Consider the following 14,365-nt stretch of genomic DNA (forward strand, 5'->3'; position numbering starts at 1 on the left):
AATGAAGTAAAGGCTAATTTATTAAACGAAAAATAAACTGAAATACCGCGATGATATTTCGATGTCACAAATCGGCAGCGACAGCGTTGGGCGGCAGTGCGCTTATCGGTAAACTGCTCCCCTTCATCTTTCAAGGACGCCCCCGATGAAACACCGGCTTTCCCCGTTCGCGCTCGCGCTGCTCGTCAGCTATCCCGCCGATGCCCTGCTGCTGCAGCAAGGCGACGCGCAGTTTGAACTCGATCCCGCCACGCTGCGCATTGCCGCCGGCGCTGTGCCGGTCAATCTGGCGCAGCCCGCGCAACAGGTGACGGATCTCACCACGTCGCCACAACGCGCCAGCTGGCGCTGGCCGCAGAGCGCGGTCAAGGTTAGCGCCCGTCTGGAAGGCGGCGATCTGCGCCTGAGCTTCAGCAGCGACCGGCCACAGCTTCTGAACTGGTATCGCCTGCCGCCACAAACAGAAACGCTGCTGTTGCCGATCGGCGAAGGCAGCCGCATTCCGCTCGACAACGCCGTCTGGCGCCATTACCTGACGGCGGAAATGACGCCGCTGGATACCAACTGGGATCTGAAGCTGCCGCTGTGGAGCCAGCAGCACCAGGGCAAGGTCTACAGCTGGCTGATGTTGACACCGTTCAGCAACCGGATCACCTTCGCCTCGGCGCAGGAAAAGCTGGAGATGCGCGCCGGGCATCAGTTCAACCGCTTTAATCAGCAACAGGCATTCGAGGTGCTGCTGCACGTCGGCGACACGCCGCTGTCCGGCGCCCGGTGCTATCGCGACTATTTGCAACAGAACGGCCAGTTCAGCAGCCTGCGCGAGAAGATAAAGCAGGCGCCCGAAGGCGAAAAGCTGATCGGCGCCACCCATGTCTACCTGTGGGGGGACAAACTGCTGGCGGCGGAAGATGTCAAAGATTGGCCGGGGTTGCTGCACTACCTCGCCTCTCCCGCCGCCGAAAGGCTGCGGCAGAAGATGGATGCCGAGAGCAGAAAGCTCCTGCTGCAGCTGGCGGGCAAAACACCGGAGGGCTGGCAGCAACAGCCCCTGATCGACGGCATCAACCAGGCGTTGACGGCGCAAATCCCGCTGGGCGCCACCCCGGATGACGCCGATTTTCTGCAGGCGCAGCAGCGCCAGGCCGCTGCGGTTCAGGAGCGGGCGCAACAGGAACTGGGGCGCTGGCTAACCCCGGCGGACCGTTGGGGGCAAGGGCTGGCCGAACCGGTGATCGACGCGCTGCGCCAGGCCGGCTTGCCGCGCCTGTGGTTAGGCACCGATAACTGGACCGCTGCCTTCCTGCACCCGCAGGCGGTGGGCGCAGCCAAAGCGGCCGGCTACCTGATCGCCAGCTACGACTCCTACGATACCGCCATTGCGCGCGGCGTGAACGACAGCTGGCTCACCGCGCAACTGCCGACGGCGCTGCGGGAAAGTTGCGCCATCGTGCGCGCCGACGGCAGCAAGAAACCCGGCTTCGGCAAACAGGGTTACTACCTCAACCCGGGCTGCGTCCTGCCCTATTCTCAACGGCGCATGCGCGAGCTGGTGCAACTGGCCGGGTTGAACAGCCTGTTCCTCGACGTGGACGGCACCGGCATGGTCTCCGACGACTATCAGCCCGGCCACCCGACCGGCGCGGCGCAGATGGCCGAGGCGCGCAACGCCCGGCTGGCCTGGTTCAGCGCCACCCTTAAGCTGCCGCTCGGCTCGGAGGACGGCAATGCGGTAACCGCCCGCAGCCTGATGTTCGCCCACGGCATGGAAACCTGGGGATTCGGCTGGGGCGACAAGCAGATGAATCAGGATAAATCCTCGCCCTATTATCTCGGCGCCTGGTGGCCCAACGCTCAACCGGCGTTTTTCTTCCGCCCCGCCAAGGTGAAGCAGCCCTACCGCACCGTCGAATTCGATCCGCGTTATCGCCTGCCGCTGTACCAGGCCGTTTACCACGATGCGATCGTCAGCAGCCACCACTGGAATTACGACAATCTGAAGTTCAGCGACGTTCAGACCACCCGCAGTCTGCTCAGCCAGCTGTACAACACCGCGCCGATGTTCCATCTGAGCCGCGCCACCCTGGCGGCCCGCCTGCCGGCGATCAAACGCGCCGACGCCGCCTTCCGGCCGTTGCATCAGGCCCTGTGGGACAAAGCGCTGACCGACTTCCGCTGGCTCGATCGGGACGGCTGGGTGCAGCAGACGACCTTCAGCGACGGTTCGACGCTGACCGCCAACTTCAGCGCGCAGCCGTTCGCCGGCGTAGCGGCCCACAGCCTGCGCGCCAAACTGGCCGACGGCCGCACGTTCGACGTTGCGCCTTAGCAAGGTCGCCGGCGATGGGCTACGCTAGGCTATATTTCCGACGCCCCGCAAGGAGTGGCTGATGACGCCTCTGATCCACACTCTGCTCGACGAGATTTGGCAAAGCCTGGGGCAACGCCCCGCGCCCTGCGACCGGTTAACCGTAAGCGGTACCGGCGCATTGCCTTCGGCTTTTCCCGTGACCGAATTGGCTACCGCCGCCTGGAGCGCCGCCGGTTTGGCCTGCGCCGAGTTGCTTCGCCGCGAGGCAGCCGATGCGCCGCAGGTCTGGATCGATCAACGCCTGGCCTCGCTCTGGTTCGGCTGGACGCTGCGTCCGCTGGGTTGGACGCTGCCTGCCGCCTGGGACGCCCTGGCCGGCGACTACGCGACGGCGGACGGCTGGATACGCCTGCACACCAATGCACCCCACCATCGGCGGGCGGTGGAACAGGTGCTGGGCCCGGCATCGGACAAAGGCGCGCTGGCGGAACGCGTGCTGGGCTGGAAAAAAAGCGAGCTGGAGGAAGCGGTGATCGAGGCCGGCGGCTGCGCGGCTCAAATGCGCTCGGCGGCCGCGTGGCGACAACATATTCAGGGCAAGAGCGTGGCGCTCGAACCGCTGATCCACGCCTCGCTGCAGCCGGAAGCGCCGCCGCCGGGCTGGACGTTGCCCGTCGCCCGGCCGCTGCACGGCGTGCGGGTGCTGGACCTGACACGCATTCTCGCCGGGCCGATCGCCACCCGTTTTCTCGCCGGTTTGGGCGCCGACGTGCTGCGCATCGATCCTTACGGTTGGGATGAGCCCGGCGTCGAGCACGAGGTAATGCTGGGCAAACGCAGCGCGCGCCTCAACCTGACCAATGCGCACGATCGCCACACGTTTGAACATCTGCTGAGGAACGCAGACGTGATCGTGCACGGCTACCGTGCCGGTGCGCTGGAGAAGTTGGGCTATGGCGCGGAGGAAAGGCGCGCGCTGGCGCCGGGTCTGATAGACGTCTGCCTGAATGCCTACGGCTGGAGCGGACCGTGGCGCACCCGGCGCGGTTTCGACAGCCTGGTGCAGATGAGCTGCGGGCTGGCGGAGGCGGGCATGGTTTGGCGCAGCGCCAGTTTGCCGGTACCGCTGCCGGTACAGGCGCTGGACCACGCCACCGGCTATTTGATGGCGGCGGCGGTGCTGACCGGTATGGCGCAACGCCTGAGCCGCGGCACCGGCTACCACGCGCGGCTGTCGCTGGCGCGCACGGCGCAACTGCTGCTGGCGCACCCCTGTTCGGCAGATTATCGGCCGGAGCCGCTGGCGCCGGCCGGAACCGCCGACGAGAACCCGGAAACGGAACTGACTTACTGGGGCGCCGCGCAACGCCTGCGCGCCCCGTTAAGCCTGCAGGGTACGGCGCTGCAATGGGCGTTGCCGGCGACCACGCTCGGCACCTCACAGCCGGAGTGGCTGCGCCGTTAAACCGCCGCCAACTGTTGCTGCAGCCACTGCAGCAAGCGTGTGACCGCCGGCGTCAGCCCGGCGGTCTGCGGCCACACCAGATAAACGTCGTCCTCGCTCAGGCGACAGGGCGCAGCCAGCGCCACCAGCCGCCCCGCGTCGATCGCATCCTGCACCAGCAGCTTTTTCGCCAGCGCGATGCCGAACCCCTGCTCCGCCGCGCGAATCAATAATCCGGCATCGTTGAACACCGCCTGTTGCCGCCCGCACAGCGAGCGCCCTTGCGCATTGAACCAGTCGCGCCACGGGCTGACGTCGTGCTCCAGCAAGGGAACGTCGCCGCCGTTCTCGAATGCCGTTCCCCACTGCCGCGCCATATCCGGCGAGGCGACCGGTAGCACGTCGCCCGACGCGATGCGCTGCGCCTGCAGCCCCGCCCACTGGCCGCTGCCGATGCGGATCGCCGCATCGAACCCGCGCTGCGACAGATCCTGCAACGCCAGCGAGGCATCGATATCCAGCGCAATATCGGCGCAGGCTGCATGAAATGCCGGCAAACGCGGCAACAGCCAGTAATGGGCAAAAGACGGCAGCACGCTGATACGCAGCGTCTGGCTTGCCGCGGCCAGCAACTCTTTCCCGGCGGCATTCAGGCGCACACCGCGCCCACGCCGTTCAAACAGCGGGTAGCCCACCGCCTGCTCCAGCAGCTGAATTTGCTGACTGACCGCGCCATGCGTCAAATGCACCTGCTGCGCCGTGGCGCGCAAATTCTCCAATCTGGCGGCGATAGCAAAGGTCGGCAAGACATGCAGCGGGAGACGTTCATTCATCATTGGTTAACCAGGCTAGCCAAAAAGGCTATTTTTCATCGATTTTGGCCCGCAGGCAAATGTTCTATGTTTACCCCATCATCCCTGACGCTTTCGGAGCCGCCATGCACCCACGTTTACAACAGGATCTTGCACAGTTTCCGCAGATCCTCGATCACACCCGCCAGTTGGCGGAAGATTTTCTGGCCGGGCTGCAGCAACGCTCGGTCTGCCCACCGCTCGCGCAACAGCAGCTGCAACCCGGTGACGATCGGCTGGCGGAAAACGGCGAAGGCGCCCTGGCGGCGCTGGATGACTTTTGGCAACGTTATCAGGCGGGCATTTCCGCCAGCGCCGGCCCGCGTTATTTTGGCTTCGTCACCGGCGGGGGCACGCCGGCGGCGGTCGCGGCAGACTGGCTGGTTAGCGTGACAGACCAAAATAGCCAACTCAGCCATGATACGATCGCCGCGGCGATCGAGCTGGCCGCGGTGACGCAGTTGAAATCCCTGCTGGGCCTGCCTGAAGCGTTCAGCGGCAGTCTGGTCAGCGGCGCCACCATGGCCAATTTCGCCGGGCTGGCCATTGGCCGGCAGTGGCTGGGGCAACAGCACGGCGTGGATATCGCCCAACAGAGCCTGGCGGCGCTCGGCCCCGTCCGGGTGCTGGCGGCCAACCCGCATTCCAGCAGCGTGAAGGCGCTCAGCATGCTCGGCATCGGCCGCGACGCGCTGACGACCGTCGCCAGCCTGCCGGACTCAGAAGCCATGGATATGGCGGCGCTGGAGCGACAGCTCGCCGCCGGCGCAGGCCGTCCCACGCTGGTGCTGGCCAGCGCCGGCACGGTCAACACCGTCGCTTTCGACGATCTGCCGCGTCTGCTGGCGCTGCGGGAGCGCTATCCGTTCTGGCTGCATGTCGATGCGGCATTCGGCGGCGTGGCGGCCTGCTCGCCGCTATACGCCCCAAGGCTCGAGGGCTGGCAGCATGCCGATTCCATCACCGTCGATGCGCACAAATGGCTGAACGTGCCTTATGACAGCGCGATCCAATTTACCCGCCACCTGGATCTGCAGATGCAGGTATTTCAGAACCATTCGGCTTACCTGGAAGCGCCGACGCCGCGGCCGGACAACTATCTGCATCTGACGCCGGAAAATTCGCGCCGCTTCCGCGCCCTGCCGCTTTGGCTGACGCTGAAAGCCTATGGCCGCAGCGGCATACGCGATATCGTCGAGCGCAATGTCCGATTGGCGCAGGCGCTGGGCGCGGCGTTAGCGGCCGACGACGGCTTCCATCTGCTGGCGCCGGTGAATTTGAACGTGGTGTGTTTCGCGCTCAGTCACCCGCAGGGCGACAGCGAAGCGGCGCGCGATCGCTTTCTCGATCGCCTTAACCGGCACGGCGTGGTTCGTTGCACCCCGACGAGCTATCACCATCAGCCGGGGATCCGCGCCGCGCTGGTCAACTGGATGACGGAGGAACAGGACATCAGACTGGCGCTGGACTCGCTGCGCCATTGCCTGGCGGAAGCGGCCTAATGCACGCGGCGCATTACTCGCGTCGGAAGGCCTGCAATTGCCGTGCTTGCCGCCCGTCATCGCCGATGTTATCCGGCGATAGCCAGACGGCAAACGCCGCGCGCCGCGCCGGCCATTCTCCGTCGACGATCGACAGCCAGTCGGTGTCGCGCGTGCGTCCTTTGACGACGACGGCCTGGCGGAACGTGCCTTCATAGCGGAACCCCAGGCGCTCGGCGGCCTGGCGTGAAGGCAGATTGAGGCTATCGCATTTCCATTCGCAACGCCGGTAACCAAGATCGTCGAACAGGTGCCGCAGCATCAGGAAGATCGCCTCGCTGCCCAGCGCACTGCGCTTCATCAGCGGCGACCAGTTAATGGTGCCCAGTTCGGCCACGCCGTTGGCGGGATCGATGCGCAAAAAAGCGCAGGTTCCTACCGCGCGCCCGTTCGCCCGATCGATCACCACCATCGTGTTTCTGTCTGCGCTGGACGCCTGCGCCTGGAGATAACGCTGGAAATCTGCGCGCGACTGCGGGCGTTCCCAAAACAGATAGGTCCAGTCGCGATCGTCCTCGGCGGTTTGATAAGCCTGATAAAGCGCATCCCCCCATCGCTCGAGGTTAAGCGGTTCCAGGCGGCAAAACCGCCCTTGCAGTGGCGTGTGGCCGGGCATGCCTGCCGGCTGCCAATGAGGGAGGGCTTCACCTATCGGCTGCCCATACTGATTCCGTCTCACCGCGGCATCCTGTTTTTTGAAAGGTGGAGAGGCAAGTTAAAACCAACGCGGGCCAGAGACAACTCCGACCTGCCATTCCTCCCCGGGGATCGGGCAGCAGGATGATAGTTTAGAAAAATCACTCAATCACCGTTAAACATTCACGAAAACTATTTCATGTGAAATAAATATCCAGATAACTCATTGTAAAACGGTGATTTATAGCAACAATTAAGCTACACATTCCAGCCAGAATGTTAACTTCTGTTTGTTGTTATGATAAAAAAAGGCGTGCTTATCATTTGCGCGAAAAGCAAAAAACACCGCAAAATAATGATTTTTATATGTAAAAATCCAAAGCACTCAGGGCGAGTGTTTTTTCACCGCTCAAAAAACGCACTGAAAGACCTCAAAAAAACGACACATGAATTTTTTTTAAGACTTTTCCTAGCAAACTAAAATTTTGTTTCGTGACATGATGAACAGATTCACGGCAAGCAATGCAGACAGGCTCGGGCGCCAAGCGCAAATCAGGCTCAACATGCCGAAGCTGGACGAACAGCAGATCGCTCTGACTTAAGCCAAACTTATAGATTCATGCAATTAATAAGTTTAGTATGAAAATATCATTGAGTGACGTCGTGTTTATTGATAGAACACTCGCTACACTGAATTATTGCTCCATTTTGCCTTTCGGCTTTTTAGGCTTTTTCTCATATTACCGCAGTAAAACGGATTTAAGTGGGGGTGCGATATGCCAACGATCATCATGGATTCATGTAGCTATACCAGATTGGGATTAACCGACTATCTGACTTCGCATGGCGTGAAGAAACGCCATATTAATGCCATCGAGGACATTGACAGCCTGCACGAAAAATGCAGCAAGTTGAATCCCAGCCTGGTGTTTATTAACGAGGACTGCTTCATCCACGAAGCGAACGCCACCGAGCGAATAAAACGGGTGATTTCACTGCACCCGGATACGTTATTCTTCATCTTCATGGCCATTACCAACGTACATTTCGACGATTATTTATATGTTCGCAAGAACGTCATCATATCGTCAAAATCCATCAAACCAGAGACTATGAATCAGCTACTTAGTCACTATCTCGAGAGAACGTCCCTACGGGCGGAGAAATCCTCTCTGGATCAAACGCCGGTAACGCTGAGCCAGACCGAATCGAACATGTTACGCATGTGGATGTCCGGTCAAGGCACCATCCAGATATCAGACCAGATGCAAATAAAGGCCAAAACGGTCTCTTCCCACAAAGGAAACATCAAGCGGAAAATAAAGACGCATAACAAGCAGATCATTTACCACGTTGTTCGTCTGACCGATACCTTGACCAGTGGAATATTTGTCAATAGCCGTTAAACCACAGAGAAGGCCCCCACTCTGTTTTGCCAGCCGTTAAATACCCGGTGATAATATCATCTGGATATCAGACGCTGGCGCCCTAAAAAGAATACCTGCTGCGTTATCCCCCGCTAGCGCAACGGGTATTTTTTTGTCATCGATAAAAAGAATCTTACCGCTATGAAATAATCTCAAAACGGACAATTTCATTAGCAAATTAATGAGATTAGCCGAAGTTACTGCCCATGCTCGCGATAGGGCTCCACAAACGTGCCGTCACGGCTGTCGATTTCATTAAAAAACCATACGCCCGCCGGGTAGTCGTCAAGAGAAACCAGATACATGGTGCCTTCGTTGAACACCTCTATGGCCAAAATGATGCCTTCACGCCGCGGGCCGCCGTCTGTTTTTACCGTCACTCGATCGTTAACCTGCATACCATTCCCCATTATTTGCGATTGCCGTCAGTGTATTACAAAACCGAGGGCGATGGACACCGCCCTAGCCCTGCCAGCCTCTGCTATCAGCGTAGCAGCCGCCTGGATTTTCACTTTCTTAACGGTTTGGCCGCAGAATCTTAAGCCGGCCTCGCGTAGCCTGTCTTCAGGCGTTTCCCCCCCAGAGAAGCGCTCGCAAATGAAGAAGTAACAAGGAACTTTTGCCCGCAGACTTGCGGGCTTTTTTTCGCACCGCCGAATTTCAGACACAAAAAAACCCGCCGCAGCGGGTTTTTTTCAATCAGCGCCAGGCGCCAATTAGATAGCGGTAACGTTAGCCGCAGATGGACCTTTCGCACCGTTCTCGATAGAGAACTGTACGTTCTGGCCTTCAGCCAGGGTCTTGAAGCCTTGATCCTGGATAGCAGAGAAGTGTACGAATACGTCTTTGCTGCCGTCTGCTGGGGTGATGAAACCAAAACCTTTAGCTTCGTTGAACCACTTCACTTGACCTTTGATCATGTTAGACATGTCTAATTCCTTCAATAATAAATGTAAGCCGCCATGGGCGAGGTAGCCGGTCATCAGTTACTTATGGAGGCACTGGAAAGGAAATTCGTCAGAGAAGGGCTATCCGGGATAACGCTTTAAATTTGAACTACTTTACTCAAAATGTCGTGCATAAATAGGTCTGTACCACAGGCCGACATCATTAACTCATGAGCGAGCGGCAATAGCAACCTTTTTCGCCGTGACGAGACGCTAATCTCGGCTAAACGCACAGGATTTGACCCCGTCTGCCGATGGAATCGCCGCCTGGCTCGCCCGTAACGCCCAAGGCAAATGATAGTAATTCTCGTTCTGCTGTTTTATAGTTGCCTGACGAAATCATTCAGGGAGAGTCACCATGCCGAGATGGCTTACATTGCCGGCCGCCAGTGCCATTCTGCTGGCCTTTGCCGCTTGCAGCGCCCCGTTGGGCGCGCTGGAGCTGAATTATCATCCGCCTGAACCCAGCATCACCCCCGCCCCCAAAACTGCGCCGGAGCCGGGGCCGGCCCCCAAAGCGGAAAAACCGCCGATTGCCTGGGCAGAGGCGAGAGATAAAAGCGGTTTTCGCGTCGATATCGAGTGCGATCATCCAGGCTGCAGCAAACCACGCGCCAAACCTTATCCCGCGTATGAAGGCCCGGTGAAGAAAACCGATCGCCGCCGCCAGTCCGATCCTTATTCCACCAATCAGGATCCCGATTACAACATTCAGTTGGGCTATGAGTGGTAGCGGCGCTTTCGGAGTAATACCTATATCAGCCGCCTTTGCCGCTGCATAGAATAGCGTCAGTTCACCACTCCTCCTGGTGTTGAACACAACAAGCTGTGTTGCAAATCTTTATGCGCCTCCCTATAGGCGCTTTTTTTTTGCCTCGCCCTCACAGCGTCTTCCCGATTACAGATTGCTCTCATTGCCCCGCAGAGTGATCAATGTCACAAATACGCCTCCTTGCCATTCTTATTCGGAGGTAACGTTCATGGCCACAGGATCCCTTGCCCTCCTGGCCGTCTTGGCCGGCATTGCGGGCTTCGCCCTCTATAAACATTTAAAATCTCAGAAAAAAAGCACACTCATCCGCCCGTACGATCGGTAACCGGCAACGCGCTTTCACCGCGAAGGCCCGGCACAACGCACGCCGCGCCTTCGCGGGCTGTCATGCTTTCATCACAAAATTGTCACACTATGGCCATATGATAATTCGCGTTTATCCGCTCTGGCTTAACACCAAGGATTTCGCCCATGACCATAATTAAAGCTGCAAACCATCAGGAAGCAGAAAAACTCATCCGCGCCGGCACCGCCAAGAAAATCGAACTGGCCTACGATATCGGCAGCGACGACTTCTTCCAGCTTGCCAGCCTGTGGTGCGATAAAGGCGCCAAGATCTCCAAAGGAAAAGACCACTTCATCGTCTCGTTGAAAGGGTTCCGCATCCCCCCTAACGATTGATGCCCTGCCGCCCATCGCGGCGGCTTCGCCCCTTCCTCGCAAAACCGCTCTATTCGACCACGCGCGCCTCATTCGATTTCGCTAAGCTAGCAGCAGACTTTATTGCGGACGTTTCGCCCGATAGCCACGTCCACCACGATGAGGAGAGTGACCATGTCAACAAATGCAGCGCTGCCCGGCACGATGAAAGCGATTGAAATCAGCCAGCCGGGCGCCCCCGAGGTTCTGGTCGTCGCTGAACGCCCGGTGCCGGTTCCGCAAGCGGGCCAACTTCTGGTGAAAATCGCCGCCGCCGGCGTTAACCGCCCCGACGTGCTGCAGCGCCAGGGGAACTATGCGCCGCCGCCCGGCGCCTCGGATATCCCCGGCCTGGAAATTGCCGGCGAAGTGGTGGCCACTGGGGAAGGCGTGACCCGCTTCGCACCCGGCGATCGGGTTTGCGCCCTCATCGCCGGCGGCGGCTATGCCGAATACTGCACCGTGCATGAAAGCAATGCGCTGCCCGTTCCGGCGGGCCTGAGCCTGACCGAGGCCGCCGCGCTGCCGGAAACCTTCTTTACCGTCTGGGTCAACGTGTTCCAGCGCGGCCACCTCAAGGCCGGCGAGACCGTGTTGATCCATGGCGGCACCTCCGGCATCGGCACTGTCGCCACCATGCTGGCGAAGGCCTTCTGCGCTCAGGTGATCACCACCGTCGGCTCCGAAGAGAAACGTCAGGCCAGCCTGGCGCTGGGCGCCGACGTGGCGATTAATTACCGCAGCGAAGACTTTGTCGCACGCACCAAAGACGCCACCAACGGTAAAGGCGCCGACGTTATCGTCGACCTGATCGCCGGCGATTATGTAGCCAAAAACTATCAGGCCGCGGCGATGGAAGGCCGCATCGTGCAAATCGGCACGCAAAACGGCGTGGTGAAAGAGCTCAATCTGATGCCGCTGCTGTTGAAACGCCTGACCCATACCGGTTCGACGCTGCGTTCGCGCAGCGTGGCGGACAAAGCGCAGATCGCCGCCGAGCTGCGCGAGAAGGTGTGGCCGCTGCTGGAGCGCGGCGTGCTGAAGCCGCAAATTTTTAAAACCTTCCCGCTTGAGCAGGCCGCCGCCGCGCATGCGCTGATGGAGTCCAGCGAGCACATCGGCAAGATCATGCTGACGTTCTGACCTCATTCCCCGCGGCCGGTGCTGCGGGGAAACCGATGCCACGCTCAGGGGATGATGCCGCGACGGCGGAACTCATCGAACAGCGAGAAAAACATGGCTTCTGTTTCGACAAACTGATGGAAACCGAAGCGCCGCGCCTTGCTGCCGTCCGCGAACATGTCATAGTCCCAGGAAAAGACGAAATCGGCGAAGCGCCAGCCGGCCACCGCGCGATAGTCCGGTTCAGCCAATTGGTGCCGCTGCACCAGCTCGCGCCACAGCGGCGCTTTGTCCGCCATCATGCTCTCCAGCGGCATCGGCAGCGGCGGCGCACATTCCAGCCCAAAGTAAGCGGCGATTTTCGGCCACATCTCGCTCCAGCGAAACAGATCGCCGTTGTTGATATTAAACGCCTGATTGGCCGCCGCCGGCTCGGTCGCCGCCCACAGCGTGGCGCGCGCCAACAGCCCGGCGTCGGTCATTTCCAGCAGGCTGTGGTAAGCGCCCGGTTTACCGGGGAAGCGCAGCGGCAACCCGAGCGCTTTGCTGATCGACGCGTAAACCGCGATGCTTAACGCCAGATTCATCGGATTGCCGAGGGAGAAGCCCCCCACCACGCTCGGGCGAATGGCGCTCCAGCGCCAGCGCTTGCCGACCTGCCGCTGCGCCAGATACTGTTGCTGCGCCACGTTAAACTCCGGCGGCATATGCCCGGCGTCGCTTTCGCGCGCCGGCGTTTTAAACGGCCCCAAATGCGCGCCATACACCTTATAGCCCTGCATCAGACTGATGTGCTCCAACGCCGGTGCGGCCGGCTCCAGCCCCTCGACAACGTGTTGCAACATCTGTAGATTCGGCGCCACCAGCCCCGCCCAGTCCGGCGCATCCTGATAGGCGGCATAGAAAACGTGGCTAATCGCGCTCAGCGGCCGCAGCGCGTCGCGCGTCGCCACCGCATCCAGCAGATCAACCTGCAGGTGGCGCACCCCCGGCGCCGGTTGCCCACCCCGGCGCGAGACGCCCACCACTTGCCAGCCCTGGCCGGTCAGCTCCTCAATCAATCGGCGCCCAATCACGCCATTGGCACCGATCACTAATGCCTGTCGCTTTGTATTCATCTTGCCACTCCTCAGGTTGTCGATACCCTGAGTGTTATTGATTAGTGATGCTTGCGGTAGCGCCGAATTAGCACTAACACTTATAAGAAAAATCTATAGGCAAGATCGACATGGATAAACTGAACGCAATGAAAACCTTTATGCGGGTGGCGGAGCTGGGCAGCCTGTCGGCCGCCGCTCGCGATCTGCGTTTGACGCAGCCGGCGGTCAGTCAGCAAATCGCTGCCCTGGAGCAGCGACTGGGAGCCCAGTTGCTGTTTCGCAGCACCCGGGCGGTCACCCTGACCGATGCCGGCAGCGGTTATTATCAGCGCCTCAAACCGATTCTGGCGGCGGTCGACGAAGCGGAAGAAGCGCTGCACGGCCAGCGCCACCAGTTGCAGGGCAATCTGCGCATTCACGCCCCGACCGGGTTCGGGCAGTTGCACGTCACACCGCTGGCCATCGCTTTCCAGCAGCGTCATCCGAACCTCGCCATCGAGCTGCTGCTGGACGATCGCCTCGCCGACGTGATCGGCGAAGGCATCGACGTGGCGCTGCGTTTCGGTGAACTGCATGCGCCCGGCATGGTGGCGAAACGTTTGGGCGAGCTGCAACGCCTGCTGGTGGCGTCACCGGCCTATCTGGCCAGGCATGGCACGCCGCGTTTCCCGGCGGAGTTGGCGAAACATGCGCACATTCGTTACAGCGGCCTGAACGACGGCGATACGCTCACCCTGTTCGGCCCGCACGGCCCCGAGACGGTTGCTCTGCGGCCCACGTTCCGCGCCAACAATACGCTATCGCTGCTGGCCGCCATTGAGGCTGGGGCCGGCATCGGCGGCGCTCAACGGCCTTTAATCGCCGAACAGCTGGCGACGGGGGCATTGGTGCCCGTTTTGCCGGAATACCGCTACCCGCCTATGGCGCTGCACGCGGTCTATCCCGCCTTGCGTTTTATTCCGGAGAAAGTGCGCGCCTGGGTGGCACATCTGCAGCAGGCGTTGACGACGATCGAGGGGATCAGCGGAGTGAATGCCCCCGGCCAGACGCCGGGAGCCTAATCATTATTTGAACAGTTTACCGACCATGTCGCCCAGCTCGTTGCTGTCTTGCTGCACTTCACCGTTTGGCGAGGCGGCATCGGTGACCGTTGGCAAGAACTGTGCAATGGTGCTGGACGCCTGAGCCGGATCGATACCCAGCTTTTCAGCCAGTTGGTTGATGGCGTCGCTACCCAACGCCTGCTGTACGTGATCGCCGGTAATCGGCTGATTTTCGCCATTGCCGAGCCAGGAACCGACGATATCGCCGAACTGCCCCTGACGGAATTTGTCCAAAATAGCCTGCAGGCCGCCTTGTTGCTCGACCCACTGCATAATGGCGATGTAGTCGATGCCTTTGCCGTTGGCGCCGCCGCCCAGAATGTTACCCAATACGCTATCGAACAGACCCATGATATTCCCCTTTCAGCGAGTGCGGACTGCGCCGCGACGCCGGATTGATTTCACGAAAAAG

Annotated in this window: 14 protein-coding genes; 8 read left to right on the forward strand and 6 right to left on the reverse strand. The window is 60.2% G+C overall.

Annotation, left to right across the window (positions count from 1 at the left end; genetic code table 11):
- Positions 1 to 145 precede the first annotated feature (145 nt).
- Together ACK3CV_RS15905 and ACK3CV_RS15910 are read left to right on the forward strand one after the other, a co-directional pair.
- Positions 146 to 2,329, forward strand: coding sequence for a glycoside hydrolase (locus ACK3CV_RS15905; protein WP_164140893.1), 2,184 nt, complete (start codon positions 146 to 148; stop codon positions 2,327 to 2,329).
- A 61-nt stretch (positions 2,330 to 2,390) separates the two neighbouring features.
- Positions 2,391 to 3,776 (forward strand): CoA transferase, encoded by a 1,386-nt coding sequence (locus ACK3CV_RS15910; protein ID WP_060421619.1) that lies wholly within the window; start codon positions 2,391 to 2,393, stop codon positions 3,774 to 3,776.
- On the opposite strand, the gene ACK3CV_RS15915 is transcribed toward ACK3CV_RS15910, so the two are convergent.
- Positions 3,773 to 4,591 (reverse strand): LysR substrate-binding domain-containing protein, encoded by an 819-nt coding sequence (locus ACK3CV_RS15915; protein WP_489009874.1) that lies wholly within the window; start codon positions 4,589 to 4,591, stop codon positions 3,773 to 3,775. The genes ACK3CV_RS15910 and ACK3CV_RS15915 overlap by 4 nt on opposite strands.
- Positions 4,592 to 4,692: 101 nt before the next feature.
- On the opposite strand from ACK3CV_RS15915, the gene ACK3CV_RS15920 reads away from it, so the two are divergent.
- On the forward strand, positions 4,693 to 6,108 hold the full coding sequence (locus ACK3CV_RS15920; RefSeq protein WP_164037640.1) for a pyridoxal phosphate-dependent decarboxylase family protein: 1,416 nt from the start codon (positions 4,693 to 4,695) through the stop codon (positions 6,106 to 6,108).
- 13 nt (positions 6,109 to 6,121) lie between these two features.
- Here ACK3CV_RS15920 and ACK3CV_RS15925 read toward each other — a convergent pair whose 3' ends face one another.
- The gene (locus tag ACK3CV_RS15925) at positions 6,122 to 6,763 is read right to left on the reverse strand and encodes a GNAT family N-acetyltransferase (RefSeq protein ID WP_164037845.1); all 642 of its coding nucleotides are present in this window, start codon (positions 6,761 to 6,763) and stop codon (positions 6,122 to 6,124) included.
- Between the two features lie 796 nt (positions 6,764 to 7,559).
- Here ACK3CV_RS15925 and rcsA point away from each other — a divergent pair.
- The gene (rcsA, locus tag ACK3CV_RS15930; RefSeq protein ID WP_033635078.1) at positions 7,560 to 8,189 is read left to right on the forward strand and encodes a transcriptional regulator RcsA; all 630 of its coding nucleotides are present in this window, start codon (positions 7,560 to 7,562) and stop codon (positions 8,187 to 8,189) included.
- 218 nt (positions 8,190 to 8,407) lie between these two features.
- Here the strand turns inward: rcsA and dsrB are convergent, their stop codons facing one another.
- Both dsrB and cspE read right to left on the reverse strand, forming a co-directional pair.
- Complete coding sequence (gene dsrB / locus ACK3CV_RS15935; protein WP_164037643.1) at positions 8,408 to 8,608, reverse strand: protein DsrB; 201 nt, start codon at positions 8,606 to 8,608, stop codon at positions 8,408 to 8,410.
- Between the two features lie 318 nt (positions 8,609 to 8,926).
- On the reverse strand, positions 8,927 to 9,139 hold the full coding sequence (gene cspE / locus ACK3CV_RS15940; RefSeq protein ID WP_004935122.1) for a transcription antiterminator/RNA stability regulator CspE: 213 nt from the start codon (positions 9,137 to 9,139) through the stop codon (positions 8,927 to 8,929).
- Positions 9,140 to 9,515: 376 nt separating this feature from the next.
- On the opposite strand from cspE, the gene ACK3CV_RS15945 reads away from it, so the two are divergent.
- The 3 genes from ACK3CV_RS15945 (at position 9,516) to ACK3CV_RS15955 (ending at position 11,771) form a co-directional block, all read left to right on the forward strand.
- Complete coding sequence (locus ACK3CV_RS15945; protein WP_039565400.1) at positions 9,516 to 9,890, forward strand: hypothetical protein; 375 nt, start codon at positions 9,516 to 9,518, stop codon at positions 9,888 to 9,890.
- A gap of 510 nt (positions 9,891 to 10,400) precedes the next feature.
- On the forward strand, positions 10,401 to 10,610 hold the full coding sequence (locus ACK3CV_RS15950; protein ID WP_033647847.1) for a hypothetical protein: 210 nt from the start codon (positions 10,401 to 10,403) through the stop codon (positions 10,608 to 10,610).
- Between the two features lie 153 nt (positions 10,611 to 10,763).
- Positions 10,764 to 11,771, forward strand: a complete 1,008-nt coding sequence (locus tag ACK3CV_RS15955) for an NAD(P)H-quinone oxidoreductase (RefSeq protein WP_033647848.1) — start codon at positions 10,764 to 10,766, stop codon at positions 11,769 to 11,771.
- A gap of 44 nt (positions 11,772 to 11,815) precedes the next feature.
- Here ACK3CV_RS15955 and ACK3CV_RS15960 read toward each other — a convergent pair whose 3' ends face one another.
- Positions 11,816 to 12,868: an SDR family oxidoreductase gene (locus tag ACK3CV_RS15960; protein WP_164037646.1), complete on the reverse strand. Its 1,053-nt coding sequence runs from the start codon at positions 12,866 to 12,868 to the stop codon at positions 11,816 to 11,818.
- Positions 12,869 to 12,978: 110 nt separating this feature from the next.
- Here ACK3CV_RS15960 and ACK3CV_RS15965 point away from each other — a divergent pair, with 110 nt between their 5' ends.
- On the forward strand, positions 12,979 to 13,911 hold the full coding sequence (locus ACK3CV_RS15965; protein WP_089187371.1) for a LysR family transcriptional regulator: 933 nt from the start codon (positions 12,979 to 12,981) through the stop codon (positions 13,909 to 13,911).
- A gap of 3 nt (positions 13,912 to 13,914) precedes the next feature.
- On the opposite strand, the gene ACK3CV_RS15970 is transcribed toward ACK3CV_RS15965, so the two are convergent.
- The gene (locus ACK3CV_RS15970) at positions 13,915 to 14,304 is read right to left on the reverse strand and encodes a YidB family protein (RefSeq protein ID WP_033635085.1); all 390 of its coding nucleotides are present in this window, start codon (positions 14,302 to 14,304) and stop codon (positions 13,915 to 13,917) included.
- Between the last annotated feature and the right edge of the window lie 61 nt (positions 14,305 to 14,365).

Source organism: Serratia sp. TSO36 (genome assembly GCF_057808395.1).

Bases quoted from the DNA above. Each gene is read 5' to 3' on its own strand.
- ACK3CV_RS15905 (WP_164140893.1), top strand. From the start codon at position 146: ATGAAACACCGGCTTTCCCCGTTCGCGCTCGCGCTGCTCGTCAGCTAT.
- ACK3CV_RS15910 (WP_060421619.1), top strand. From the start codon at position 2,391: ATGACGCCTCTGATCCACACTCTGCTCGACGAGATTTGGCAAAGCCTG.
- ACK3CV_RS15915 (WP_489009874.1), bottom strand. From the start codon at position 4,591: ATGATGAATGAACGTCTCCCGCTGCATGTCTTGCCGACCTTTGCTATC.
- ACK3CV_RS15920 (WP_164037640.1), top strand. From the start codon at position 4,693: ATGCACCCACGTTTACAACAGGATCTTGCACAGTTTCCGCAGATCCTC.
- ACK3CV_RS15925 (WP_164037845.1), bottom strand. From the start codon at position 6,763: ATGCCCGGCCACACGCCACTGCAAGGGCGGTTTTGCCGCCTGGAACCG.
- rcsA (WP_033635078.1), top strand. From the start codon at position 7,560: ATGCCAACGATCATCATGGATTCATGTAGCTATACCAGATTGGGATTA.
- dsrB (WP_164037643.1), bottom strand. From the start codon at position 8,608: ATGCAGGTTAACGATCGAGTGACGGTAAAAACAGACGGCGGCCCGCGG.
- cspE (WP_004935122.1), bottom strand. From the start codon at position 9,139: ATGTCTAACATGATCAAAGGTCAAGTGAAGTGGTTCAACGAAGCTAAA.
- ACK3CV_RS15945 (WP_039565400.1), top strand. From the start codon at position 9,516: ATGCCGAGATGGCTTACATTGCCGGCCGCCAGTGCCATTCTGCTGGCC.
- ACK3CV_RS15950 (WP_033647847.1), top strand. From the start codon at position 10,401: ATGACCATAATTAAAGCTGCAAACCATCAGGAAGCAGAAAAACTCATC.
- ACK3CV_RS15955 (WP_033647848.1), top strand. From the start codon at position 10,764: ATGTCAACAAATGCAGCGCTGCCCGGCACGATGAAAGCGATTGAAATC.
- ACK3CV_RS15960 (WP_164037646.1), bottom strand. From the start codon at position 12,868: ATGAATACAAAGCGACAGGCATTAGTGATCGGTGCCAATGGCGTGATT.
- ACK3CV_RS15965 (WP_089187371.1), top strand. From the start codon at position 12,979: ATGGATAAACTGAACGCAATGAAAACCTTTATGCGGGTGGCGGAGCTG.
- ACK3CV_RS15970 (WP_033635085.1), bottom strand. From the start codon at position 14,304: ATGGGTCTGTTCGATAGCGTATTGGGTAACATTCTGGGCGGCGGCGCC.